This window comes from Bradyrhizobium cajani (assembly GCF_009759665.1).
Classification (GTDB): domain Bacteria; phylum Pseudomonadota; class Alphaproteobacteria; order Rhizobiales; family Xanthobacteraceae; genus Bradyrhizobium; species Bradyrhizobium cajani.
The window spans coordinates 75,683-100,057 of record NZ_WQNE01000026.1; the positions used below are offsets into that span (position 1 = coordinate 75,683).

Below are 24,375 nucleotides of genomic sequence, written 5' to 3' on the forward strand. Positions count from 1 at the left end.
AGGAGTGAGCCGATGTCGACCCATATTTCAGTCCCGCCGCAAGCGTTGCTCGAGCGCATCCTCACGCTGGAGATCGTGCGGGTGACGGAGCGGGCGGCGGTATCGTCGGCGCGGCTGCGCGGCCACGGCAATGAGAAGGCCGCCGACCAGGCCGCCGTGGACGCCATGCGGCGCGAGCTCAACAAGCTGCCTATCCAGGGCACCATCGTGATCGGCGAGGGCGAGCGCGACGAGGCGCCGATGCTCTATATCGGCGAGCAGGTCGGCCTCAAGGCAGGGCCCGAGGTCGATATCGCGGTCGACCCGCTCGAAGGCACCACGCTGTGCGCCAAGAACATGCCGGGCGCGATCGCGACCATGGCGATGGCCGACGGCGGCACGCTGCTCCACGCGCCCGACGTCTACATGCAGAAGCTCGCGATCGGCCCGGGCTACGACAAGGGCGTCGTCGATCTCGATGCCACCCCGGCCGACAACGTCCGCCGCCTCGCGAAAGCCAAGGGCGTCAAGCCCGAAGCGATCACCGTTCTCGTGCTCGACCGCCCGCGCCATGCCGACATCATCTCGAGCGTGCGCTCGACCGGCGCCGCAGTCCGCCTCATCACCGATGGTGACGTCGCCGGCGTGATCCACTGCGCCGACCCCGACAACACCGGCGTCGACATGTATCTCGGCACCGGCGGCGCGCCGGAAGGCGTGCTTGCGGCCGTGGCGCTGCGCTGTATCGGCGGCCAGATGCAGTGCCGCCTGATCCTCGATTCCGACGAGAAGCGCGAGCGCGCCGCCAAGATGGGCGTCAACGATCCCAAGATGATCTACGGCATCGAGGACATGGCGCGCGGCGACTGCCTGTTCGCGGCCACCGGCGTCACCACGGGCTCGCTGCTGTCGGGCGTGAAATTCCGCAAGGACGGCGTGATCGAGACCGAGACGGTGGTGATGCGCTCCGTCACCGGCACCGTGCGCTACATCAAGGCCGAGCACCGCGAGCTCGCGAAGTTCCATTTGGACTGACGCTGTCCGTCATTCCGGGGCTCGCGAAGCGAGAACCCGGAATCCATCAGGCGGCAGAGGCTGGTGTGAAATGGATTCCGGGCTCGCGCTATGCGCGCCCCGGAATGACAACGATAAAAATAACCGGGAAGCGCACATGTCCGATCTCACCGCCGTCAAAGCCCTGGTCTTCGACGTGTTCGGCACCGTCGTTGACTGGCGCACCAGCCTCATCACCGACTTCATGTGGTGGGGCAGGCAGCGCGGCATCAGCGCCGACTGGACCGCTTTGGTCGACGGCTGGCGCGGCATGTACATGGCTTCGATGGACGAGGTGCGCAAACATCCCGAGCGCGGCTATGTCATGCTCGACGATCTGCACCGCCGCTCGCTGGACAAGCTGGTCGCGCAGTTTGCGATTAAGGGCCTCACTGAAGCCGATCTCGATTACCTCACCAAGGGCTGGCACCGCCTCAATCCCTGGCCCGACAGCGTCGCCGGCCTGACTCGGTTGAAGACGAAATTCGTCATCTCGCCGCTGTCGAACGGCAACGTCGCGCTGCTCACCAACATGGCGAAGTTCGCCGGCCTGCCGTGGGACCTCATTCTGTCGGCCGAACTGTTCGAGCACTACAAGCCCGATCCGGAAACCTATCTTGGGGCCGCGCGGCTGCTTTGTCTCAAGCCGGACGAAGTGATGATAGTCGCCGCCCACAACGGCGATCTTGCCGCCGCGCAGAAGAACGGGCTGAAGACCGCCTTCGTGGCGCGGCCGACCGAATATGGTCCGCTTCAGAAGGTCGATTTCGAAGCCACCGGCAACTGGGACATCGTCGCGAAGGATTTTGGCGGGATCGCCGACAGGCTTGGGTGCTGACGCTCGCTCAATCCGAGCGCGGCGGCTGACCGGCCCGATCGTCAGGCACGCAGAACGTTGCAATCGCAAGATCGATCCGCCGGTCTAGCACGCGGCGATTGAGCTTGAATCCGGTGTCGGTCAGCAGCCTGAAATGGTCGTGGCCGAACACCATGCCGAACAGCATCTCGGCGATGAGGCGCAGCGGCACGCCGTCGAAACGAGGCTCGAGACGGACCGTCTTGAGGAGCTCGATGATATGCTCCGTGCCGCTCTCCATGATGACCTCGGCGAACATGCGCCCCAGTGCAGGCGAGGCCTGGCGTTCGCCGATGATCAGGCGCTGCAGCGCGATCTCGCCCGGCGATAGCGCCACGTCGGCAGCCTCACGGAGCGTATTTCGAAGCCGGGCCACTGGTGATCCTTCCAGAGCAGCATCTGCGAAATCGGCTTCGGGCAGGCTGCGCAGCAGCATGGCCCGGAAGAGCTCGGTCTTGCTCTCGAACAATTTGTAGAGCGTCTTCTTGGACATCCCGGCGGCCGCGGCGATGTCGTCCATCGTCGTCGCGCCAAAACCCTTGCTGGTGAAAGTGTCTTTCGCCGCCGCCAGCAATTGCGTCATGCGCGCGTCAGGGGCGGGGAGGCCAAAGCTCCGGTCTGAAGAACGATTGCCGCCAGAGCGGCTGCGATTTTCCGATGTCCTCGCCATAAGACCTGCCGCCAGATGTGAGCCGCTTCACGACTGTTTGAACGGAATGTGTAGAGAGCATAGCACTTGACTTCGGGGAAGGAAACTACCAAGTTTCCAAGCGGAAACTGAATAGTTTCCAAACGTTTCCGTGCGCGATCCCTCTCGAAGGGCCGCAAGCTCACCCATGGATCATGATCATGCGTCGACCGATCGCCCACGCCGTTCCGTTGATTGCCCTGCTGTCGCTCGCGGCCTGCGGCGAGCAGAGCCAGATGCCGGCGTCGCAACAGATGGCGCCCGAGGTCGGCGTCGTGACGCTGAAGCCGCAGGAGGCGAAGGTCTCGACCGTCCTGCCGGGCCGCGTCGTCGCCTACCAGGTCTCGGAAGTCCGGCCGCAGGTCACCGGCATCCTGCTCAAGCGCGACTTCGTGGAGGGCGCCGAGGTCAAGGAGGGCGACCTGCTCTACGAGATCGACCCGGTCCAGTACAAGGCGGCGCTGGCGAACGCCGAGGCGTCGGTGCAGCGGGCCGAGGCAACGGTCGTCAGTGTCAAACTGAAGGCCGCGCGCAAGACCCAGCTGCTGCAGACCAACGCGGCAAGCCAGCAGGACGTGGACGATGCGGTCGCCGCCTACAAGCAGGGCGAGGCCGATCTGAAGGCCGCTGAGGCCAACCGCGACACCGCCGAGATCGCGCTGGATCGCACCAAGGTCGCCGCGTCGATCTCGGGCCGGATCGGCAAGTCGACCATCACGCCCGGTGCGCTCGTCACCGCGAGCTAGGCGACCGCGATGACGACGATCCAGCAGCTCGACCCGGTCTATGTCGATCTCGATCAGTCGACCTCCGAGATGGAGCGGCTGCGCAGCCAGATCGCGAGCGGAAAGCTCAAGCGGCCGGCCGAGGGCGTGCAGGTCGAGCTCTTGATGGAGAGCGGCAAAACCTACGGTCACAAGGGCAAATACGGCTTTACGGACGCGAGCGTCAACGAAAGCACCGGCTCGGTCTCATCGCGCGCGATCTTCGCCAATCCCGAGCGCGCACTGCTGCCCGGCATGTATGTGCGCGCGCGCGTCGTCGCCGGCGTCGATCCGGCTGCGATCCTGGTGCCGCAGCGGGCGGTGTCGCGCAATCCGCTGGGGCAGGCGGTCGCGATGTTCGTGGACAAGGACGGCAAGATCGAGCAGCGGACGCTGGATCTCGGCGAGGACGTCGATGGCAATTGGCTGGTCCGCTCCGGCGCCAAATCGGGCGATCGCCTGGTGGTCGAGGGAACGCAGAAGGTGCGCCCCGGTGCCCCCGTCAAGACCGTCGAGGTTGCGGTCGATCCGGCAACCGGCCTGACAATGAACCCGACTCGGCAGGCCGATGCACGGCCGGCCGCCGGCGCAACCGGGCAGTAATCGTCATGTCGCATTTCTTCATCAAGCGGCCGATCTTCGCCTGGGTCATCGCCATCCTAATCATGCTGGTTGGCGTGCTCGCGATCATGCGCCTGCCGATCGCGCAATATCCGCAGATCGCGCCGACCGTCGTCACGATCACGGCGACCTATCCCGGTGCGAACGCCCAGACCGCCGAGAACTCGGTGACCAAGGTCATCGAGCAGAACATGACCGGCCTCGACTATCTCCAGTACATGTCCTCGTCGAGCACCTCGACCGGCGTCGTGCAGATATCGCTGACGTTCACCAACGAGGCCGATGCCGACATCGCCCAGGTGCAGGTGCAGAACAAGCTCCAGCTCGCCACCCCGCTGCTGCCGCAGGTCGTGCAGCAGCAAGGCATCAAGGTGGTGAAGTCGTCGGCGAGCTTCCTGATGGTGCTCGGCTTCGTCTCCGAGGACGGCAGGCTCGCCGCCAGCGACATCGCCGACTACGTGGCGTCCTCGGTCAACGATCCCATCAGCCGCGTCGCCGGCGTCGGCCAGGTGACGTTGTTCGGCGCCGAATACGCCATGCGCATCTGGCTCGATCCCGACAAGCTGGCCAAGTACAATCTGATGCCGGGCGATGTCACCGCGGCGATCCAGACCCAGAACACGCAGGTCACGGCCGGCCAGCTCGGTGGCCTGCCGGCCGTCGGCGGCCAGCAGCTCAATGCCACCATTACCTCGCAGAGCCGCTTGCAGACGGTCGAGCAGTTCAAGGACATCATCCTGCGCACGGCGTCGTCGGGCCAGGTGGTGCGCATCGGCGATGTCGCGCGCGTCGAGCTCGGTTCGAAATCCTACGATTCAACCGCGCGCTACAACGGCAAGCCAGCCGCGGGCATGGGCATCAGCCTTGCAACCGGCGCCAATGCGGTCGCAACCTCGGAGGCTGTGAAGGCGCGCATTGCCGAGCTCGGCGCTACCATGCCGGAGGGGCTTCGCGTCATCTACCCCTACGACACGACACCCTTCGTCAAGCTGTCGATCGAGAAGGTGGTGCACACGCTGTTCGAGGCGATCGTCCTCGTCTTCGTCGTCATGTTCGTGTTCCTCCAGAGCTGGCGGGCCACCATCATTCCGACCATCGCGGTGCCCGTGGTGCTGCTCGGGACCTTCGGCGTGCTGTCGCTTGCCGGCTATTCCATCAACACGCTGACGATGTTCGCGATGGTGCTGGCGATCGGCCTGCTGGTCGACGACGCCATCGTCGTGGTCGAGAACGTCGAGCGCGTGATGGCCGAGGAGCAGCTCGGTCCGCGCGAGGCGACCGAGAAATCCATGCGCGAGATCACCGGCGCACTGGTCGGCATCGGCGTCGTGCTCTCGGCCGTGTTCATCCCCATGGCGTTCTTCAACGGCTCGGTCGGCATCATCTACCGGCAGTTCGCGCTGACCATCGTCACGGCGATGCTGCTCTCCGTGCTGGTGGCGCTGGTGCTGACACCGGCGCTGTGCGCCACCATCCTGAAGCCGGCAAAACATCACGGCACCCGGCGCGGTTTCTTCGGCCTGTTCAACCGTGGCTTCGACCGGATGGCCGACGGCTATCAGCGCGCCGCGGGCGGCGCGATCAGGCGCGTCGCCGGCGTCCTGATCGCCTTCGTGGCGATCATCGCCGGCATGGTCGTCCTGTTCCAGCGGCTGCCGAGCTCGTTCCTGCCCGAGGAGGACCAGGGCACGATCATGACCCTGATCCAGCTTCCGGTCGGCGCCACCTCGACACGCACGCTCGATGTCATCAAGCAGGTCGAGCATCAATATCTCGACAACGAGAAGGACGCCGTGGAAGGCGTGTTCGCGGTCAATGGCTTCAGCTTTGCGGGGCAGGGGCAGAACGTTGGCCTTGCCTTCGTCAGCCTGAAACCGTTCGACGAGCGCAAGCATCCGTCGACCTCGGCGCAGGCCGTGGTCGGACGCGCCATGGGTGCGTTCGCGAAGATCCGTGATGCGATGGTGTTTGCCGTGCTGCCGCCCCCGATTCCCGGTTTCGGCAATTCCGGCGGCTTCGACGTCTATCTCCAGGACACCGGCGGCAACGGCCACGAGGCGCTGATCCAGGCGCGCAACCAGCTGCTCGGCCAGCTCGCGGCGGACAAGCGCGTGGCGCAGGCACGGCCGAACGGTCAGGACGATACGCCGCAATTCAACCTCGACGTCGATCAGGCCAAGGCCACGGCACTCGGCGTGAACCTGAGCGATCTCAACGCCACGCTGTCGGCGGCCTGGGGCGGCGCCTATGTCAACGACTTCATCGACCGCGGCCGCGTCAAGCAGGTCTATGTGCAGAGCGACGCGCCGTTCCGGATGGACACCAGCGACATCGGCCGCTGGTACGTCCGCAACGCCTCCGGCTCGATGGTGCCGTTCTCGGCGCTGGCCAGCGATCGCTGGAGCTTCGGCTCGCCGCGCCTGGAGCGCTACAACGGCGTTGCCGCCGTCGAGATCCAGGGCCAGGCGGGGCCGGGCATCAGCTCGGGCGTCGCCATGCAGGCGGTGGAGGAGCAGATGGCCAAGCTGCCCAAGGGCTACGGCCATGAATGGACCGGGTTGTCGTTCCAGGAGCGGCTCATCGGCAGCCAGACGCTGTACCTCTATTCGATCTCGCTCCTGATCGTGTTCCTCAGCCTCGCTGCGCTGTATGAGAGCTGGTCGGTCCCGTTCGCGGTCATGCTGACGGTGCCGATCGGCGTGCTCGGCGCGCTGCTTGCTGCGACGCTGTTCGGCCAGGCCAACGACGTGTATTTTCAGGTCGGCCTGCTCACCACGATCGGCCTTGCCGCGAAGAACGCGATCCTGATCGTCGAATTCGCGCTGGAGCAGATCGCTGCCGGCCGCAGCCTCGTCGATGCCACGCTGCACGCGGCGCGCCAGCGGCTGCGCCCGATCCTGATGACGTCGCTCGCCTTCATCCTCGGCGTGCTGCCGCTGGCGGTGGCGACGGGCGCGGGCTCCGCCAGCCAGAACGCGGTCGGCATCGGGGTCGCTGGCGGCATGATCGCGGCAACCGTCCTCGGCATCTTCTTCGTTCCGGCGCTGTTCGTTCTGGTCCGGCGGATATTTCCGGGCGCGCGGCCTGACGCAGCCACGTCGAAGCCTCTCGCGGTCGCGGAGCCCGCGGAATAGCAGCATCACGGGCCCGGGCGGCACGGCTGCGCTGCCCGGACCTGATCTGGCGAGCTACAACGTCATCCGCATCGGTTCGGGGTAATAGTGGAAGCCTTCACCTGCCTTGGCGACATGGCCGTAGCCCGGCCAGGCGAAGTGATAGGACATCACCGGCGTCTTGTTGGCCGCAAGCATCGTGAGCAGTTTCACGCGCGATTCAGCTGCTTGCTTGGGATCTGTGTCGTAGGAGAATTCCATCCGCGGCCGCTCCAGCAGCAGCACCGAATGGTGCGAGAGATCGCCGAGGAAAGCAAAAGACTTGCCGGCCGAACTGACCATGAAGATGGTGTGGCCGACAGTATGACCGGGCGCTGCGATCGCCTGCACGCCCGGCAGGAATTCCTGCCCGTCCTTGAAGAACACGATGCGGTCGCGGACCGGCAGAAGATTCTTGCGGGCGTGAACGACGAAGTCCTTGGCCGGACTGCCAAGCTTGCCTTCATCGGTCCAGAAGTCGAAATCGGTCTGGGAGATGTAGATCTGCGCGTTCGGGAACAGCGGCTTGCCACCTTCGTCGACGATGCCCCCGATGTGGTCGATATGGGCATGCGAGCAGACCACGGCATCGATGTCCCCCGGCTTGATGCCGGCCTCGGTCATGCTCTTCTGCTGCCGCCCGGTGCTGGCGCCGAACATTTTTGAGCTGCCCATGCCGGTATCGAACAGGATGAGCTTGTCGCCGGTGTTCACGATCGGCGAGTTCTGCTCGAGCACGACATTGTCCGGCGACAGGAAATTGTCCGCCAGCATCTTCTTCACCTCTTCCTTGGGAACGCCGGTGAAGGTCCCGGAGGGATCGCCGAGCGGCAGCGGCCCATCGGACACGACGGTCACTTCCGCATCGCCGAGAATGAAGCGGTGCCAGTAGGGCGTCTGGGTGCCGAGCTTGGGAGCCCGCGCCAATGCGCTGCTGCCGAGCATGGCGCTGGCGCCGAGGCCGGCTCCGAGTGCGAGCAGCGACCGACGAGAGACATCGATTGTCATGCGTTTTCTCCGCTTTTGTCTTTTATTGCGCGATTGTTCGCGCGTTGTGTTCGGCCTGCGCCGATGGTCGGATGCTGCTCCGGTCCAGACGAGCTAGCAAGTGGAATTGGTTTTTGGTGACGAGCGCGGCTTGCCGAGATGAAGGCACCACTCCAGGCGCGCACCAATGATTGTGTCGCCATTGTGTCTGCTGGCCGCGCGATGCGAGGCACACAATCTTGATGTCAGGACGGCGCGCGCCCGCGCAGGCGTCGACGAAGCGCACGAGGTAGCTGCATCTCGGCCGTCTGTCCTCGCGAAGCGCCCGCAGGCGACATCACCAGGCGTATCGGACCACGCCTTTGCCGGCGTAGGAGCGCGTGACGTTCGAGAACTCGCCCTCGAACGTGCCGGCGGCCGACCAGCCGTTCAGCCACTTCTTCTCGACCGATCCGGTCACCAGCGCGGAGTCCGAGGCCATCGCCGCGCCGTTCACGACGAAGCTCGCACCGGGCAGCGTCTGGAACGTGGCGCCAATGGCGCGGTCCGGATTGAAATCATGCGCCCAGGCCAGCCGTCCGCGCAGCGTGACGATGCCGTCGGCCTGAGCGAAGGATTTGTCGGTGCGCAGGCCGAGCTCGGTGCGGGTGTCGGTGACGCTCCTGGCGCCATAGGCCAGCGCAAACTGATTGCTGCCGACGATGGCCTGCTCGGCGTAGGCCGGCAGATCGAAGGTGGTGAACTGTGCTGCGGCGTAAGGCGTGAGACCGACGCCCTGCGTGACGAAGCGATAGCCGCCTTCGAGCCGGCCGGAATAGGTGTTGGCATTGAACTCGGCGCGCAGGCGGTCGACGCCGGCCGCCGTCACGGTGCGATCGGTCGTGATGTCCTGCCAGCCATAGGCCAGCGCGCCGGCGATGTAGGCAGGCCCAATGATGTGCCGGAAGAAGGCGCCGGCCTGGAACAGGTCGGACCGGCCGCCGCCAAGCGCGTTCGCCACGGTAAAATTGGTACCACCGCCGGCGAGCGCGAAGCCGACCAGCGTATCGCGGGAGATGCGATAATCCGCACCGACAGCGGTGCCGTAGAGATTGCTTGTGGTGGTGTTCGATCCGACGACGGCGTTGCCGTCGGTCTGCTGCGCGCCGCCAAAGCCCGCCGCCCAGACGCTCCAGCGCTGCTCGAACGACGGTGCGACCGGTGCCTTGGTGTAGATCGCAGCCAGCGCGTCGTTCGGCTTGCGCTTGCGCGCGTAGGCCAGGGCTGCCTGATCCGTAAAGGCTGTCTCATCCGCATAGGCATTCGGCGCGCCGCCCGCACTGACGGGATCGCCGCGGCCCGCGATGAACGGATCCGTCATCACACCCATGAACTGGTTCATGGCGTTGAACGTCGCCTGCTGCGGCGCGCTGCCGACCTCGCCGGAGAGCTGAGTCAGGCCGGCGGGCGTCAGGCCGCCGAATGCGATCGGGATGGTGCCGTTGCTGTTGAAGAAGTTGATGATCGCGTTGCCGACATTCTGCTGATTGCCGTTCAGGTTGCCGGACGGAGGCGCGAAGTTCAGCACGAGGTTCAGATATGCGTGGGTGTGGGTTGCGTCGTAGCTCAGCGTGGTGGTGAAGCCCGACGGCAGGCCGAAATTCAAGACCGTGGGATCGAACGTGCCGCCGATGCTGCCCGCGCTGAGAATGGTATACTGCTTCGCGACATAGCTTCCGGCGGCAAAGTCCGCAGCGACGGTGGCGCCGCCGAGGCTCGCATTGCCGGTCACATTGGCAAAGGTCGACGTCGTGGGGTTCGCATAGACAAAATACGTCGCCCCGGACTGCATCGCGAGGCTTGCCAGCGTCATGGACGTTCCCGGCGTGCCTGGGGCGCCGGGCGAGAAAACGGCACCCGCGTTGATCTGAGCGGCGCCCACAGCGCCGCCGCCGGTTAGCGAGCCATTCGCGTTTACGGTCGTGAGGATCGATGATGCAATCGAGCCATTGACAGCAAGGATTCCGTTATTGACCGTTGTTGCCCCGGTGTAGGTGTTGACCGCCGATAGCGCCGTGATGCCGGTGCCATTCTGCTCCAATGCACCGGTGCCGCTGATCACGCCTGTGAGGGCGAGAACGTTCGAGCGGTTGATGGCGAACGTGCCGTTGTTGGCGACATTGCCGACGATCGAACCGGTGGTGCCGCCATTGCCGAGCTGCAGCGTGTGGCCCGAATTAATGATGGTCCCACCGGTGTAGGTGTTGGCGCCGGTCAACGTCACGGTGCCGGAGAGGCCGAGGCTCAGGCTCAGGCGCCCGGCGCCTTGGATGACACCACCGAAATCGCCATTCGTAATGGCTATAATGGTCGCGGCACTGGACCCGGTGTTCACCGTTCCTGCGCCAAGCAGATTGCGGAGGGCACTGGTATGGTCGTTGTAATCGAGGACCGCGCCTGCGGCCACCGTCGTTGAGCCGGCGTTGCCTGTGAAAAACGACATTATGCCGTCAATTGCCTGCAGCGTGCCGCCGTTGACTGCGAGCGTCGTACCCGTGCCTACGGCCGTGCCGACCGCGATCTGCAATTGCACGGTTCCCGTATCCGCTGCGGATCCGAACTGCAGATGAGCGTTCGCCACGTTCATGCCGCCCGCCGCCAACAGAGTTGTGCCGGCTGCCGCCGACAATGTCGAGGTCGTGCCGGCTGTGAAGGTGATATCGTTGGCCAGCGTCCCAGTGACCGTCGTGCGCAATGTGCCGCCGCTCATGGTCATGGCACCGGCCCCGAACGCGTCGATCGAGCCCGCGGTTGCGTGTCCGCCGGTCAGCGTCCCGCCCGTGACCGTGGTACCGCCCGCATAGGTGTTGGCGCTGTTCAGCGTCACCCTGCCGGGACCCGCGACCGTCAAGCTGCCGGGACCTGTGATCTGGCCAGTGCTGTCGACCAGAAACTCCGCACTCGCAGACGCCGTCGTGATGACGGTGTTCGAATTGAGCTGAAGAACGCCGCCGGCCGTAATATCGCCGCTCAGGAACGGATTGCTTGATTGCACATTGATCGCGGCCGAGCCCGCGCTGGTCCCCATGATCAGGGTGCCGTTGACGAAGCCGAAATTGCTGTTCGTGGCTGAAGAGTTCAGATTCAACGTGCCGATCGTGAACGTCCCGGCCTGTAGATTGACCTGTGGACCTTGGTTCGGGATCGTCGCATTGAATGTCGCCACAGCGTCGACTGCGTTTGGAACGGTGGCCGGCGTCCAGCTTCCGGCTGCGGCCCAAAATCCGGGGCCGCCATTCCAGGTCTGCGCGGCCGCCTGATTAGAGATCGCCGTGAGCAGACCCACCGCCGCGACGGGCAGCGCCGCCGTCAATGCCGTACTCGCCAACAACGCCTTGATGGAGATCGCCCACCGCGTGGGACGCCAGCCGCCAACCCCAATTGCCAATTCCACAGGGCGCCCCGATGCAATGCATTGCCAAATATTTCAAACGAGACATGCGTAGCTGTTTCGCCACCGGCGGACCACCGGAGACACCTCCCATCGCCGGCCTGACCGGCGATTTCCGGGTGGTGTGATTGTCGGGCAACAGAAGGTTGCACGTTTTCCGGGCAGCCCGCTCAAGGCCGGTGCCGCCGCGTCGCCCCCTCACGCAATCCGCAGCGTCGGCTCATTTCCTTCCGTCTCGGCAAAGCCCGCCTGCAGCACCTCTTCGCGCTTGTGGCGGAGATGCGCACGCAGGATGTGGGAGAGGCCGGTGCCGTCGCGACGCTGGAGTGCGTTGAGGATCGCTTCGTGCTCCTTCACGGCGAGCGCCCAGCGCTGCGGCGTCATCGGCGTGACGTAGCGCGCGCGGCGGATGCGCGCGGTCACGGAGGCGTAGAGCCCCGCGAGCACCGGATTGCCGGCAGCGGTGACGATGGCTTCGTGAATGGCGCGGTTGCCGCGGTAGTACTGGATCAGATCGCCCTCGCGATAATGCCGCACCATGTCCGCATGCGCAGCGGCGATCTCGTCGAGCTCTGCGTCCGTGATGCGCTCGCAGGCGAGCTCGCCGGCAAGGGCCTCGAGGCCCTGGCAGACCTCGAACAGGTCGCGCATGTCCTTGTCGGTCAGCTTCGCCGCGCGCGAGCCGCGATGCGGCAGCAGCTGCACGAGGCCTTCGGCGGCCAGCACCTTGAGCGCTTCGCGAAGCGGCGTGCGCGAGATCTGCAGCCGTTCGCACAGCTCGCGCTCGGGAATCCGCGCGCCCGGCGGGATTTCGCCGTCGAGCAGGATGGCGCGGATGCGGCCGACGACTTCTTCATGAAGCATGGGTCTTGGTCCGTTTGCATTCAAAATGTGAAGTTATATGCGAAAATCCGCAAGTTCCAGCTTGAATATTCCCAATTTTGCATTCAAAAATGTAAAAGACAGAAAGGGACATGAGGAAATGGACCAGCAGGTGGAGGCGGAAGACCTCATATTCGAGCGCCAGGACGGCATTGGGCGGATCACCTTCAACCGCCCGCAGGCCCGTAACGCCTTCACCTTCGCCATGTACGAGCGGCTCGCCGCGATCTGCGAGGAGGCCAACCGCGACCATGCAATCAAGGTGCTGGTGCTGCGCGGGGCCGGTGACAAGGCGTTTGCGTCCGGCACCGACATCAACCAGTTCCGCGAGTTCAAGACACCGCAGGACGCGATCGACTACGAGAACCGCATCGATCGGGTGCTGACCACGCTGGAGCAGTGCCGGGTGCCGACGATCGCGGCCATCAACGGGTTCTGCACCGGAGGCGGGGCGGGCATCGCCGCGGCCTGCGATCTGCGCATCGGCACCAGAAGCGCGAAGATCGGATTTCCCATCGCCCGGACGCTCGGCAATTGCCTGTCGATGTCCAATGTCAGCCGTCTCACCGCACTCATCGGCGCGGCGCGCGTCAAGGATCTGATCTTCACCGCCCGCCTGGTCGATGCTGCGGAGGCCGCAAGCGTCGGCCTGCTCGGCGAGGTCGTCGACGATCTTGCGGCGCTCGAGCGACGCGCAGATGAAGTCGCCCGGCTGCTCGCCAGCCACGCGCCGCTGACGCTGAATGCGACCAAGCAGGCCGTGGCTCGCCTGCAAAGGCGGCTGACGCGGGACGAGGGCGAGGACCTGATCCTGATGTGCTACACGAGCCAGGATTTTCGCGAAGGGCTCGATGCTTTCCTCAACAAGCGCGCGCCGCAATGGCGCGGCCAATAGGACGGGCCGATGCAGAGCGATCGATCGCAATCCACCTCCCGCCGCTCGGGGCCGCTCGCCGGCCTCAAGGTCATCGACCTCACCCATGTCATGGCAGGGCCGACCTGCACCTTGATGCTCGCCGACATGGGCGCCGACGTCATCAAGATCGAGAAATGGCCGAATGGCGACGACACCCGCCATTCGGTGCCGCCGAAGATCGGCGAGGAGGCGGCCTCCTTTCTGATGATGAACCGCAACAAGCGCGGCATCGTTTTGGACCTGAAAACCGACGGCGGCAAGCAGGTGCTGCGACGGCTGATCGCGGACGCCGACGTGCTTGTCGAGAACTTTGCGCCGGGCGCCATGGAGCGCCTCGGCTTCGGCTACGAGCATCTGCACGAGCAATTCCCGGCGCTGATTTACTGCTCGCTATCAGGCTTCGGCCGCACCGGCCCCTACAAAGATCGCCGCGGATTCGATCTGGTCGCGCAGGCCATGAGCGGCATCATGAGCTTTACCGGCGAACGTCCCGACGGTCCGCCCGTCAAATGCGGACCGCCGCTGTCGGACATCACCGCCGGCCTGCTCGCGAGCATGGGCATTCTCGCGGCCTATACGCACCGCCTCAAGACCGGCGAGGGGCAGTGGGTCGAGACCTCGCTTTATGAAGCCGCGCTGGTGCAGACCTATTGGCAGTCGACCATCGCGCTCGCCGCTGGCACAGCACCGCGGGCGATGGGCTCGGCGCATCCGCTCAACGCGCCATACCAGGCCTTCGAGGCCTCCGACGGCTGGCTCGTGGTCGGCGGCGCCAACAAGAAGCACTGGCTCTTGATGCTGGAAGCGCTCGGCGCCAGCGAGCTCGCCGCCGATCCGCGCTTCGTGACCGGGGCCGACCGCATGGCGCACCTGAAGGAGCTCGAAGCAGTCCTGAGCGAACGCTTCCGCACCCAATCGCGCGCACATTGGCTTGCGGCACTGGACGAGAAGGGCGTGCCATGCGGGCCCGTGCACGACATGCTGGAGGCCTTGAGCGATCCGCAGACGCTGGCGCGCGAGATGGTCGTCGAGGTCGAGCACTCCACGCTCGGCCCGGTGAAGACGATCGGTCTTCCCGTCAAGTTTTCGGAGACCCCGGGCAAAGTGCTGTCGGGCGCGCCGGTCTACGGTGAGCATACACGCGAGGTGCTGGCCGAGTACGGGTTCGACCAGAGGCAGATCGAAGCGCTCGAACAAGAAGGCGCAATCGTGCTGGCCTCAGGAAGACGCGAGGAACGCGTCGCCTGAGCGGACGACGATACAATACACAAAACAAAACAGAAAAAGCTGGAGGAAATCATGGGTCGGACGTCAACGTTTCTGCTTTCCGCGGCCGCAGCCGTGCTCGCCGGCGCGACGCCGGCGTTCAGCGCCTGGCAACCGCAAAAGCCGATCGAGTTCGTGGCCACCGCCGGGCCGGGCGGCGGCACCGACAATCTCGCACGCGCCGTGCAGAACATCATCACCAAGCACAAGCTGACGGAGCAGCCGATCGTCGTCGTCAACAAGGGTGGCGGCAGCGGCGCCGAAGGCTACGTCTACGGCAAGGCGTCCGCGGGCGATCCCCACAAGGTGATCTTCGGCACCTCGAACGCCTGGCAGCAGCCGCTCGTCTCCAAGGTCGCCTTCAACTACACCGATCTCACTCCGATCGCGGCGATGGCGCAGGACGAGTTCCTGCTCTGGGTCAAGCAGGACGCACCGTACAAGACGGCAGGCGATTATCTCAAGGCGGCTGCCTCGGGCGAATTCAAGATGGGCGGCGCGCAGTCCAAGGACACCGACGAGGTGCTGACCCGCATGATCGAGAAGGCCGGGCATATCAAGCTGACCTATATCCCGTTCAAGAGCGGCGCTGAGACGGCCGTGCAGCTCGCTGGCGGACACCTCGATTCCCACGTCAACAACCCCAGCGAAAGCCTCGGGCAATGGCGCGGCGGCACGCAGCGTCCGCTTTGCGTCTTCAGTCCGAAGCGGTTGCCGCAGGGTGCCAAGGTCACCGCGACGGAAGGCTGGAGCGACGTTCCGACCTGCATCGAGCAGGGGCTCGACATCAAGCAATATGAGCAGCCGCGGACGGTCTGGCTGCCCGGCAAGGTCACGCCGGACCAGGCCGCGTTCTATGTCGACCTCATGAAGAAGGTGCAGGCGACGCCGGAGTGGAAGGACTACATCGAGAAGACCTCCCAGGTCGACACGTTCCTGACCGGCGCCGAGTTCGACAAGTTCATCAAGGAGGACCTCGAACACGTCAAGCAGGTTGCGGGCGAGCAGGGCTGGCTGGTCAAGTGAGGCGGGGCTGTCGCACCAGCTTCGATGGGAGCGGGTCTTACCCACCAACTCCGCTGTCGTCCCTGCCTAGTGCGCAATTGCGCACGGAGGCGCAGGGACCCATACCGCGTGATCTCTCGAGGAGTGTTGGTCGTCGTACCGATGTGGATGTCACGTCAAGTCTTCGTCAAATTCCTCCCTGGGGTTATAGGTCCCTGCGTTCGCAGGGACGACACCGAGTGCTTGCGAAAGACGCGTGCGCCTTAGCCGGCGATTGTTCGACACCGGAGCGGAGCTGCCCATGATCTCCCGCCGCGCTCTTGAACTTGCGACCGCCGTCCTCACCGGCGGCTTTGGCGTAGCCGTCATCGTCTCCAGCCTCGACAACGGCATCGGCTGGTCGAGCGCGGGGGTAGAGGCCGGCACGTTTCCGTTCCTGACCGGCATCATCATCGTGCTCGGGAGCCTCTACAATCTGGCGCGGGGCGTGCTGCCGGCCCCGACACTGGCAAGCGTTCCCATCGCGATCACGCCGATCGAGCTGCGCCGGCTTGCCGGCCTGTTCGTGCCGGCCGCGCTCTTCGTTGCCGCGATCCCGCTGGCCGGGATGTACGTCGCATCGGCACTGTATGTCTTCGCGGTGCTGGCGATCCCAAAACATCAATCCGTGCCGCGTGCGCTGGCCATGGCGGCGGCAACGGCACTTGCGCTCTACGTCGTGTTCGAGCGCATGTTCCAGGTGAGCTTGCCGCACGGCGCGCTCGCTGCCGCCCTCGGGTTCTGACGGAGAGGCCGATGGACAATCTCCAGGAGCTTCTGCACGGCTTCACCATCGCGGTCACCGTGCCGCATCTGGTGCTGATGGTGGTCGGCGTGCTGCTCGGTATCCTCGTCGGCGTGCTGCCGGGGCTGGGTGCGCCCAACGGGGTATCGCTGCTGCTGCCGCTCACCTTCGGCATGCAGCCGGTCTCGGCGATCATCCTGCTGTCCAGCATGTATTGGGGCGCGCTATTCGGCGGCTCCGTGACCTCGATCCTGTTCAACATTCCCGGCGAGCCGTCGTCGGTGGCGACCACCTTCGACGGCTATCCGATGGCGCGCGACGGCCGGCCGACCACGGCGCTCGCCACCGCCTTCGGCTCGGCCGCCTTCGGCGCGCTGGTCGGCGTCATCCTGATCACTTTCCTCGCATCCTGGGTTGCGCAGGTCGCGCTCGCCTTCGGGCCGCCGGAATATTTCGCGGTGTATTTCCTGGCCTTTGCGAGCTTCGTCGGCATGGGCGGCGCGGCACCGATCAAGACCGTCGTGGCGCTGGCGATCGGCTTCGCCATCGCCGCGATCGGCATCGACACGGTGTCCGGCAGCGTCCGCCTCACCATGGGCGTCGACGAACTCGTCAAGGGCGTGAGCTTCGTCGTGGCGGTGATGGGCCTGTTCGGCATCGGCGAGCTTCTGGTCGCGGTCGAAGAGGAGTTTCATGCCCGCGCGGTCTCCTCGAAGATCGATTGGCGTGAGGTGTTTCGCGCGGTCGGCCGCCTGCCGCGGCATGGCGTTGCGCTGCTGCGCAGCGCCGCGATCGGTTGCTGGATGGGGATCACGCCGGGCGGCCCGACCGCGGCATCCTTCATGAGCTATGGCATCGCCCGCCGCTTCTCGCGCCGCGGTCGATATTTTGGCACGGGCGAGGTCGAAGGCATCATCTCGCCTGAGACCGCCGATCATGCCGCCGGCACCAGCGCGCTGCTACCGATGCTCTCGCTCGGCATTCCCGGCTCGGCCACCGCGGCCGTGATGATGGGCGGGCTGATGATCTGGGGCCTCAATCCGGGGCCGATGCTGTTCGTCGATCAGAAAGACTTTGTCTGGGGCCTGATCGCCTCGATGTATGTCGGCAACATCGTCGCCGTCGCGCTGGTGCTGCTGACCGTGCCGGTCTTTGCGGCCCTGATGCGGATTCCCTTCGTGGTGATCGCACCGCTGATCGTGATCATCTGCGTCGTCGGCGCCTATTCGGTGTCGAACTCCTATCTCGACGTGGTCATGATGCTCGGCTTCGGGATCGTCGGCTATCTCTTCAAGAAGCTATTCTATCCGCTGGCACCGCTGGTGCTCGCGATCGTCATCGGCGACAAGGCCGAGGATGCCTTCCGGCAATCGATGCTGATGTCCAAGGGATCGCTCGGCATTTTCTTTGCGAACAAGCTCGTCACATGCCTGATCGTGGCCGGCATCGCGCTCTTGCTGCTGCCACTCGCGCTGCAGCTCGCGCGCCTCTGGCGCAAACCCGCGTCCCCCGCGACCGACACGACAAGCCAGGAGAAGGTGATCATATGACCGCAAAGCCGCTGATTGCATTGGCAATGGGAGATCCCGCCGGCATCAGCCCGGAGCTGACGGCGAAGCTGGTGATACAGCACGACATCCGCGCCCGCAGCCGGCTCGTCGTCATTGGCGACCGCCGCATCTTCGACGAGGGCGCGCGCATTGCCGGCATCGCGCCGGAGCTGACGACGGTGCAGCAGGGGGCTGACCTTCGTGCGGCCGAGGGCGAGACGCTGTTCGTCGATCTCGGCCATCTCGATCCCGCCGAAGTCGAGCGGGGAACTGCGAGCCTTGCCGGCGGCAGGTTTGCGCTTGCCAACTACAAGCGCGCCCTCGAGCTCGGTCGCGACGGTCGTGTCGACGCCGTCTGCTTCACCCCCTTCAACAAGCAGGCGATGCGGCTCGCCCGCGCCGAGTATGACGACGAGATCGCGTTCTCGGCCGAGGTGGTCGGTCTCAAGACCGCGGCGAGCGAGTTCAACGTTCTGGACCGGCTCTGGAACGCACGCGTCACCTCGCACATCCCGCTCAAGGATGTCGCGGCAAAGCTCTCCGGCGAACGCATCCACCGCGCGCTCAAGCTCACAGACGCCTGCATGCGCAATGCCGGCTTCGTACGGCCGCGGATTGCGGTCGCCGGATTGAATCCGCACGCCGGCGACGGCGGCAATTTCGGCCGGGAGGAGATCGATGTCATCGCGCCCGTGGTTGCGGCCGGGCAGGGCGAGGGCATCGCCGCCGAGGGTCCGTTTCCCGCAGACACGGTGTTCCTGCGCGCCAAGAACGGCGCCTTCGACGCTGTGCTGACGATGTACCACGATCAGGGCCAGATCGCGATGAAGCTGATGGGTTTTGATCGCGGCGTCACGTTGCTCGGCGGCTTCCCATTCCCGATTTGCACGCCCGCGCACGGCACGGCTTACGACATCGCAGGGCAAGGCATCGCGTCCGTGGGCGCGAGCCGTGCTGCGCTGCTGCTGGCCGCGGAGATGGCGGCGCGGCGTGGGGCGATCTAGACCGGCCCGTGCGATCCCGGCGGGATCATGTAGAGCGTCATCGCGAAAATCGCATAGATGAAGAGCAGGAGAGCACCGATGAACCAGGCCGATCGGCCGCTGTTGGTGATGAAGCACGTCACCACGGTCGCGATCATCACCATGGTCACGGCTCCGGGCCAGAATTGAAGGTCCATGGGGTGCGGCCCGACCAGATAGCTCAGCAGCACGAGGACCGGCGCGACGAACAGGGCGATCTGCGATGCGCTTCCGAGCGCGATGCTGACGCTGAGGTCGAGCCGGTTGCGACGAGCCGCGGAGAACGCCACCGCCATCTCGGCCGCCGCGCCGACCAGCGCCACGACGATGAAGCCGACGAAGGCCGGGCTCATGCCCAGCGTTTCGGCGGCCTTCTGCACCGATTCCACGAAAATCTCGCTGACGAGCGCGACGAGCACGGTCACGCCCAGCAGTGTTGGTAGAGCGATCCCGATCGGCAGCACCGGCCCGGCCGCCTCGCCATGATTGACGCTGGCGAACAACTCCTTGTGCGTCTTCAGCGAGAACAGCAGGCTGAGGCCATAGGCCGCCATCAAGAGGATCGCCAGGGCCACGCTCAGTCGTTGCACCGCGATCTCACCTCCGGCGAAGTCGAGATCGGCGATGGCGGAGGGCGAAAGCAGCGCGATGGTCGCCATCAGCAGCAATGCGGAATAGAGCCTGCCGCCGGCCCGGTTGTACTCTTGGGTCGGATACCTCAATCCGCCCAGGAGCAAGGATGCGCCCAGCATGAACAGCGAGTTGGTGACGATGGCGCCCGCGATGGAGGCCTTCACCAGCATGTATTCACCGGCCTGGAGAGCAGCGATCGCGATGATGAGTTCGGTCAAATTGCCGAGCGTGGCATTCATCAGCCCGCCAACCGCATCCCCGGTCTTCTCGGCGATGGCCTCCGTTGCATGGCTGAGCAGGCTCGCCAGTGGAATGATGGCAACCACGGCCAGCACAAACAGCAGCGTGTGGGCGTGCGGCATCATCTGCTCGAGGATGATCACCACCGGGACGAAGACCAGAAGCCAGAGCAAGGGTGTGTGCCGGATTTCCTTGAGCAGCAGATTCATGCGCCGTCCTCGTCCTCTGCGGGAAAGTTCGAGGCTGAGGCGAGGGCGGGGGGCGAGGGTTGATCTAGCTCAACGGTTGGTTCCGGCTGGAAGCCCGGCGGACTCGCACCTGATCGGCCCGGGCGGCACATGCGCTACGTCGTCGTCGAGAAGGATTGCAAGCCCAGGCTGCGTCTCAGACAGGTACGTCGGTCGCGTTCGTGGGGCCCGGGATGATGCGAGCGCTTCGATGCGGCAAAGCCGCCTGTTGATCCGGCGTTACTTCGCGATCGGCGTCACCAGCTCCTTGTCTGCTGTATCCAGGACGAAGACGGCCAGCAGCTTCGCAGGCTCGCTATCGCTGGCATTCGCACTGATGGCGTGGCGGTCGCCGGGCTTTTCGAAAAAATTCTCTCCTTTGCGATAGACCTTGGCGGGCTCGTCATTGACCTGGCTGCGGATCGCTCCTTCCAGGATGGTTGCATAGATGAATGCGGAGCGCGGATGCATGTGGGCCGGAGAGGAACCACCGGGACCGTACTCGACCAGCACGCCCTTCATGCTCTTGCCGGGGACATTGGGCAGCGCCTGGTCGAACACGACCGTCACCTTGGCCATGGGGGCTGCCGTCTCGGCTGCATGGGCGGTCAGGACAGATGCGGCATAGACCGCCGCTGCGATCAGCAATCTGCGCATGGGATTTCCTTCATTGCCGTTTCCATTGTGATTGCAGGACGGAGCCTCAGAGGTTCGCGAGCCACGTTGCGAGCGGCGTTTTTCCGAGCCGCGCCTCGCCGAGCGGGTTCAGCGATGTGTCGTCAATGGGGGCGCCGTAATAGGGCGCCTTCGGGTCTCCCACCACCGGACGGGTGTCGCCGGACGCCTTCAGGCGGCGCACGATGAATTCATTGAAGGGGGCTTTCTCAGGTCCCGCGATGTCGATCGTGCCGTTGAGGGGCTGGCCTGTCGCGACCTCCGCGAGGCGATCAGCCACGTCCTCGGCCGCGATCGGTTGAAACAAGGCCGAGGGAACGACGATCTTTCCTTCGGTCACGGCCGTTTCGGCAATGGCGCCAAGGAATTCGAAGAACTGGGTGGCACGCACGATCGAGTAGGGGACCGATGCGGACTTGATGATGGTTTCCTGGGCGAGCTTGGCACGAAAATACGCGTTGTCGGGCGACCGTTCGGTCCCCACGATCGAGAGCGCAACGTGATGCGTCACGCCCGCTGCCGCCTCCGTCGCGACCAGGTTCTTGCTCGAGCGCTGGAAGAAATCGAGCACGGCGGCGGGCTCCCAGGACGGCGCGTTGGCAACGTCGACGACGACGTCTGCGCCGGTCAGCGCGGCAAGGAGGCCTTCGCCGGTCACGGCGTTCACGCCCGATTTCGGTGAGGCTGCGACGGCCTCGTGGCCTTGCTGCTTGAGCTTCGCCACGAGCTTCGATCCGATCAATCCGGTCCCACCGATCACGACGATCTTCATGGTATGTCTCCTCGGCATTCTGCGAACGCGAGATGATCGAGACCAACCGCTGTTCGCGCTCTCGCGTCTACGAAAGCGGCGCGATGGGAGTCTTATCCGGGCAATGGGGCAAGCTCTTGCCTGTAACCGGCCTGCCTTGCCGAAAAATGCTCCATAGCGAGCCGCTGCAGTCTGGAATATTGGGTAAGGGCTCATTCCCTTGTGGTCGGAGCGCGCGGCGGTATCGCTTCCGTGCGCGCGCCGGTCAATTCAGGGCCAATCGAGAACCGCCGATGCGGAGATACTCGGCCAGAAACTGGTCATTCGGCAAATGACCGTCGCCATTGCGTGAATACTCTGTCTTCAAGCCATTGAGGAAGAACATTTCATGCGCGCGTTCGTGCTTGGCCTCGATGGGGCCGCGTGGCTCCAGCGCGAACAGCCCGTGGACGTGTCCGGCCACGGTTTCCGACACATTGATCCGGCCTGCAACTCCGAACGCTTCCATGAACCATGCGGTATTGACTGCATCGCCCCAGATGTCGAAGGTCATCCTGCGGAGGCCGACAACGCCCGAAATGACGGGCCCGGTATGGATGCCGATGCGCAGTTGCGGGCCATGCTCTCCGACCGCTTCGTATTGCGCCTTCAGGCGATCGAGCTTGGCGCGCATCTCCAGCGCCGCCAGGCAAACATCGATCGAGTGTCGCCGGTCGGGCGATAGCACGCCGGCCACCGCCATGTAGGCGTCGCCCATGGTCTTGACCTTCTCCAGACCATACCGGGCACCGATTTCGTCCAGGGCCGAGAAATACGCATCGAGGAGATTGATGAGCCGGGCCGGCTCGGTTCGTTCGGCCAGCAGCGTAAAGCCCTGGATATCCGCGAACAGGATGGTTGCCGACCGGGTGTATCTCGGCTGAACCCTGCCGCTGCGCCTGAGTTCGTCGGCGATCGGCGCCGGCAGGACATTGCGCAGCAGGGATTCGGCGCGCGCACGCTCGGCGGCGGCCTCCAATCGTGCCTGCTCGAGTTCCCTGATGGTCTGGCCGTACTCGAGCAGCTTGCGGCGGAGCTCCAGTTGCGCCAGCACCTGATGCGACAGCATTCGCAGCGCTTCCGTCTGCTCGAAGGAGAGCTCCCGCGGCTCGAAGTCCATCACACAGAGCGTTCCGAGTGCGTAGCCTTCATCGGTGATCAGCGGCATGCCGCAATAGAACCGGCAGGATGGTCTTCGCGCGACCATCGGACTGTTCTGAAATCGCGGATCCTGTTTCAGGTCGGGAATGACGAGCAGTTCGGTGCCGCAAATCGTCGTCGTGCAGACAGCGCTCTCGCGTGGCGCGTCGGTGACGTCGGCCGGCAGACCATATCTCGCCTTGAGCCAGCGCCGGTCGTCATCGATGAAGCTGATATAGGAAACCGGACAGCCGCAGAGTTGCGCCGCAAGCTCGGTGATCTCGTCGTAAGCGGCTTCCGGCGCACTGTCGATGATCTCGAGCGCGCGCAGGGCGGCGAGCCGTTCTGATTCGTTTGCGGGCGCCGGTGAGGGCATGCTGGTCTCCGCGGAGGAGATCCTGAAACGGGCGTCCCGCTTCCTGGAAGATAAGCGGGTGCACCATCCGTTCATTTGGGAAGCGCTGGAGGCGCGACAAGTCCTGTTTGCTGCCAGGAACAAGGCCGGTTCCACCGACGCGCGGGCAATCGAAGCTCAACGTCGTGCCTGGAACATCCTGGTGGCGGCCAGTTCGACCCTCAGACCCCGCAGACGATCACGCCGTACCAGCCCAGCCCCCGGTAGGTCTCATAGCCCGGCGTCGCGTGAAAGGCGACCATCGTGCCTGTGCGGTCGTGATAGAAGCCGGAGCGCTGGCCGTTCAGCGAGATCGAGATGCGCTCGCTCAAAATGCCCTGGCCGTCGGAGGCTGCGATCACGCGAAAGTTCGAGTCGACCAGCAGCACGCGGGCCTTGTCGCTGTCGCCGATGCGTACGCCCTGGACGATGGCGCGGGCCTGCGGCTCCCAGTCGAAATGGATGGCGAGCACGCCGATCGGCGCGCCGTTGGCCTGGCCGCCGGCGCGGACGCTGGCGCAATAGGTCGCGACCTGCGCATTGCCGAGCAGCGGCTGGTTCTCGACGTCACCGGCGACGTAGTCGTCACCGGAGCGCAATCCCTTCGCCTCGCGAAACCATTTGGTATGGGCGACGTTCTGGCCGACGACACGGAAGCGGTCGGCACGGCCGTTGGCGATGACGTTGCCGTCGAGGTCGCAGAGCCAGAGGTCGAGATAGACGGTGTAGGCGCCGAGGATGACGCCGAGCCGCTGCGAGGCATACGTGACCGCCGCCGCGGCAGGCGAGGCCGCGCAATCGACCACGGCGGAATCGGTGGCCCACCAGCGCACGTCGCAGGTGCGCTCATAGAGGTTGCGGTCGATCAGCTCGACGGCATTGAGCGACAGGTCGACCATGCGCTCGCCGCGCGAGCGCTGGCTCATCCGGTCGATCGAGGCGACGAGATCTCCGGTCCGCTTGGTCAGCTGTGTCTCGAGCTCGCGGGCGATGGTCTCGACCTGCTGGCCGACGCCACGCACCTCCTGCGCCACCACCGCAAAGCCTGCGCCTTGTGCGCCGGCGCGCGAGCTCTCGATCAGCGCGTTCAGCGCCAGCATCTTCATCTGGTTGGTGATCTGCTGGATCGCCTTGGTCTTGTCGACGGCGATCTGGTTGACCTCCGCAGTGAGGCGGTTGATCAGCGCGGAGATGTCGGAATCATCATCGGCGGGTTCGGCGGCGATCGGCTTGGCTTTCAGACCCAGCGCAGCAGACATCGGGGAGCTTCCCTTGGCAATGAGGTCTGATCTGCAATGAACCCAGAACAAAAATTACAGAT

At 64.9% G+C, this 24,375-nt stretch carries 18 protein-coding genes and 1 pseudogene; 10 read left to right on the forward strand and 9 right to left on the reverse strand.

The genetic code is table 11. The annotated features are described in order from the left end of the window. Nucleotides 1–12: 12 nt before the first annotated feature. Together glpX and GPL20_RS26730 are read left to right on the forward strand one after the other, a co-directional pair. Nucleotides 13–1,014: a class II fructose-bisphosphatase gene (glpX, locus tag GPL20_RS26725; protein ID WP_157333243.1), complete on the forward strand. Its 1,002-nt coding sequence runs from the start codon at nucleotides 13–15 to the stop codon at nucleotides 1,012–1,014. 136 nt (nucleotides 1,015–1,150) lie between these two features. Then, nucleotides 1,151–1,870 carry a haloacid dehalogenase type II gene (locus GPL20_RS26730; protein ID WP_157333245.1) on the forward strand — a complete coding sequence of 240 codons (720 nt, stop codon included), beginning with the start codon at nucleotides 1,151–1,153 and terminating at the stop codon, nucleotides 1,868–1,870. A 7-nt stretch (nucleotides 1,871–1,877) separates the two neighbouring features. On the opposite strand, the gene GPL20_RS26735 is transcribed toward GPL20_RS26730, so the two are convergent. Continuing rightward, on the reverse strand, nucleotides 1,878–2,471 hold the full coding sequence (locus GPL20_RS26735; RefSeq protein ID WP_157333248.1) for a TetR/AcrR family transcriptional regulator: 594 nt from the start codon (nucleotides 2,469–2,471) through the stop codon (nucleotides 1,878–1,880). Between the two features lie 359 nt (nucleotides 2,472–2,830). Between GPL20_RS26735 and GPL20_RS26740 the strand changes: the two are divergent. After that, nucleotides 2,831–3,943 (forward strand): annotated as a pseudogene (locus tag GPL20_RS26740) (efflux RND transporter periplasmic adaptor subunit). 5 nt (nucleotides 3,944–3,948) lie between these two features. Further along, complete coding sequence (locus GPL20_RS26745; RefSeq protein ID WP_157333250.1) at nucleotides 3,949–7,095, forward strand: efflux RND transporter permease subunit; 3,147 nt, start codon at nucleotides 3,949–3,951, stop codon at nucleotides 7,093–7,095. Between the two features lie 54 nt (nucleotides 7,096–7,149). On the opposite strand, the gene GPL20_RS26750 is transcribed toward GPL20_RS26745, so the two are convergent. The 3 genes from GPL20_RS26750 to GPL20_RS26760 all read right to left on the reverse strand — a co-directional run bounded on the left by GPL20_RS26750 (nucleotide 7,150) and on the right by GPL20_RS26760 (nucleotide 12,394). Next, complete coding sequence (locus GPL20_RS26750) at nucleotides 7,150–8,121, reverse strand: MBL fold metallo-hydrolase (RefSeq protein ID WP_157333252.1); 972 nt, start codon at nucleotides 8,119–8,121, stop codon at nucleotides 7,150–7,152. 316 nt (nucleotides 8,122–8,437) lie between these two features. Then, nucleotides 8,438–11,452, reverse strand: coding sequence for an autotransporter outer membrane beta-barrel domain-containing protein (locus GPL20_RS26755; protein WP_157333263.1), 3,015 nt, complete (start codon nucleotides 11,450–11,452; stop codon nucleotides 8,438–8,440). Nucleotides 11,453–11,728: 276 nt separating this feature from the next. Next, nucleotides 11,729–12,394: a GntR family transcriptional regulator gene (locus GPL20_RS26760; protein WP_157333265.1), complete on the reverse strand. Its 666-nt coding sequence runs from the start codon at nucleotides 12,392–12,394 to the stop codon at nucleotides 11,729–11,731. Between the two features lie 118 nt (nucleotides 12,395–12,512). Between GPL20_RS26760 and GPL20_RS26765 the strand changes: the two genes are divergently transcribed. The 6 genes from GPL20_RS26765 to GPL20_RS26790 all read left to right on the forward strand — a co-directional run bounded on the left by GPL20_RS26765 (nucleotide 12,513) and on the right by GPL20_RS26790 (nucleotide 18,937). Then, nucleotides 12,513–13,307 carry an enoyl-CoA hydratase/isomerase family protein gene (locus GPL20_RS26765; RefSeq protein ID WP_157333267.1) on the forward strand — a complete coding sequence of 265 codons (795 nt, stop codon included), beginning with the start codon at nucleotides 12,513–12,515 and terminating at the stop codon, nucleotides 13,305–13,307. A 9-nt stretch (nucleotides 13,308–13,316) separates the two neighbouring features. Continuing rightward, nucleotides 13,317–14,576 carry a CaiB/BaiF CoA transferase family protein gene (locus GPL20_RS26770; RefSeq protein ID WP_157333269.1) on the forward strand — a complete coding sequence of 420 codons (1,260 nt, stop codon included), beginning with the start codon at nucleotides 13,317–13,319 and terminating at the stop codon, nucleotides 14,574–14,576. Between the two features lie 51 nt (nucleotides 14,577–14,627). After that, nucleotides 14,628–15,620: a Bug family tripartite tricarboxylate transporter substrate binding protein gene (locus GPL20_RS26775; protein ID WP_157333272.1), complete on the forward strand. Its 993-nt coding sequence runs from the start codon at nucleotides 14,628–14,630 to the stop codon at nucleotides 15,618–15,620. 280 nt (nucleotides 15,621–15,900) lie between these two features. After that, nucleotides 15,901–16,383: a tripartite tricarboxylate transporter TctB family protein gene (locus GPL20_RS26780; protein WP_157333274.1), complete on the forward strand. Its 483-nt coding sequence runs from the start codon at nucleotides 15,901–15,903 to the stop codon at nucleotides 16,381–16,383. 11 nt (nucleotides 16,384–16,394) lie between these two features. Further along, nucleotides 16,395–17,933, forward strand: a complete 1,539-nt coding sequence (locus GPL20_RS26785; RefSeq protein ID WP_157333276.1) for a tripartite tricarboxylate transporter permease — start codon at nucleotides 16,395–16,397, stop codon at nucleotides 17,931–17,933. Beyond that, nucleotides 17,930–18,937: a 4-hydroxythreonine-4-phosphate dehydrogenase PdxA gene (locus GPL20_RS26790; RefSeq protein ID WP_157333278.1), complete on the forward strand. Its 1,008-nt coding sequence runs from the start codon at nucleotides 17,930–17,932 to the stop codon at nucleotides 18,935–18,937. Before GPL20_RS26785 ends, GPL20_RS26790 begins: the two co-directional genes overlap by 4 nt. On the opposite strand, the gene cax is transcribed toward GPL20_RS26790, so the two are convergent. The 5 genes from cax to GPL20_RS26815 form a co-directional block, all read right to left on the reverse strand. After that, nucleotides 18,934–20,037 (reverse strand): calcium/proton exchanger, encoded by a 1,104-nt coding sequence (cax, locus tag GPL20_RS26795; RefSeq protein WP_157333280.1) that lies wholly within the window; start codon nucleotides 20,035–20,037, stop codon nucleotides 18,934–18,936. The two genes, GPL20_RS26790 and cax, sit on opposite strands and share 4 nt — an antisense overlap. Nucleotides 20,038–20,295: 258 nt before the next feature. Continuing rightward, entirely contained in the window at nucleotides 20,296–20,712 is a 417-nt protein-coding gene (locus GPL20_RS26800) for a cupin domain-containing protein (RefSeq protein WP_157333282.1), read from the reverse strand. A gap of 46 nt (nucleotides 20,713–20,758) precedes the next feature. After that, nucleotides 20,759–21,502 (reverse strand): SDR family oxidoreductase, encoded by a 744-nt coding sequence (locus GPL20_RS26805; protein WP_157333284.1) that lies wholly within the window; start codon nucleotides 21,500–21,502, stop codon nucleotides 20,759–20,761. A gap of 244 nt (nucleotides 21,503–21,746) precedes the next feature. After that, complete coding sequence (locus tag GPL20_RS26810; protein ID WP_167533228.1) at nucleotides 21,747–23,171, reverse strand: adenylate/guanylate cyclase domain-containing protein; 1,425 nt, start codon at nucleotides 23,169–23,171, stop codon at nucleotides 21,747–21,749. A 65-nt stretch (nucleotides 23,172–23,236) separates the two neighbouring features. Continuing rightward, a complete protein-coding gene (locus GPL20_RS26815; RefSeq protein ID WP_157333288.1) occupies nucleotides 23,237–24,313 on the reverse strand; it encodes a methyl-accepting chemotaxis protein in 1,077 nt (358 codons plus the stop codon). Between the last annotated feature and the right edge of the window lie 62 nt (nucleotides 24,314–24,375).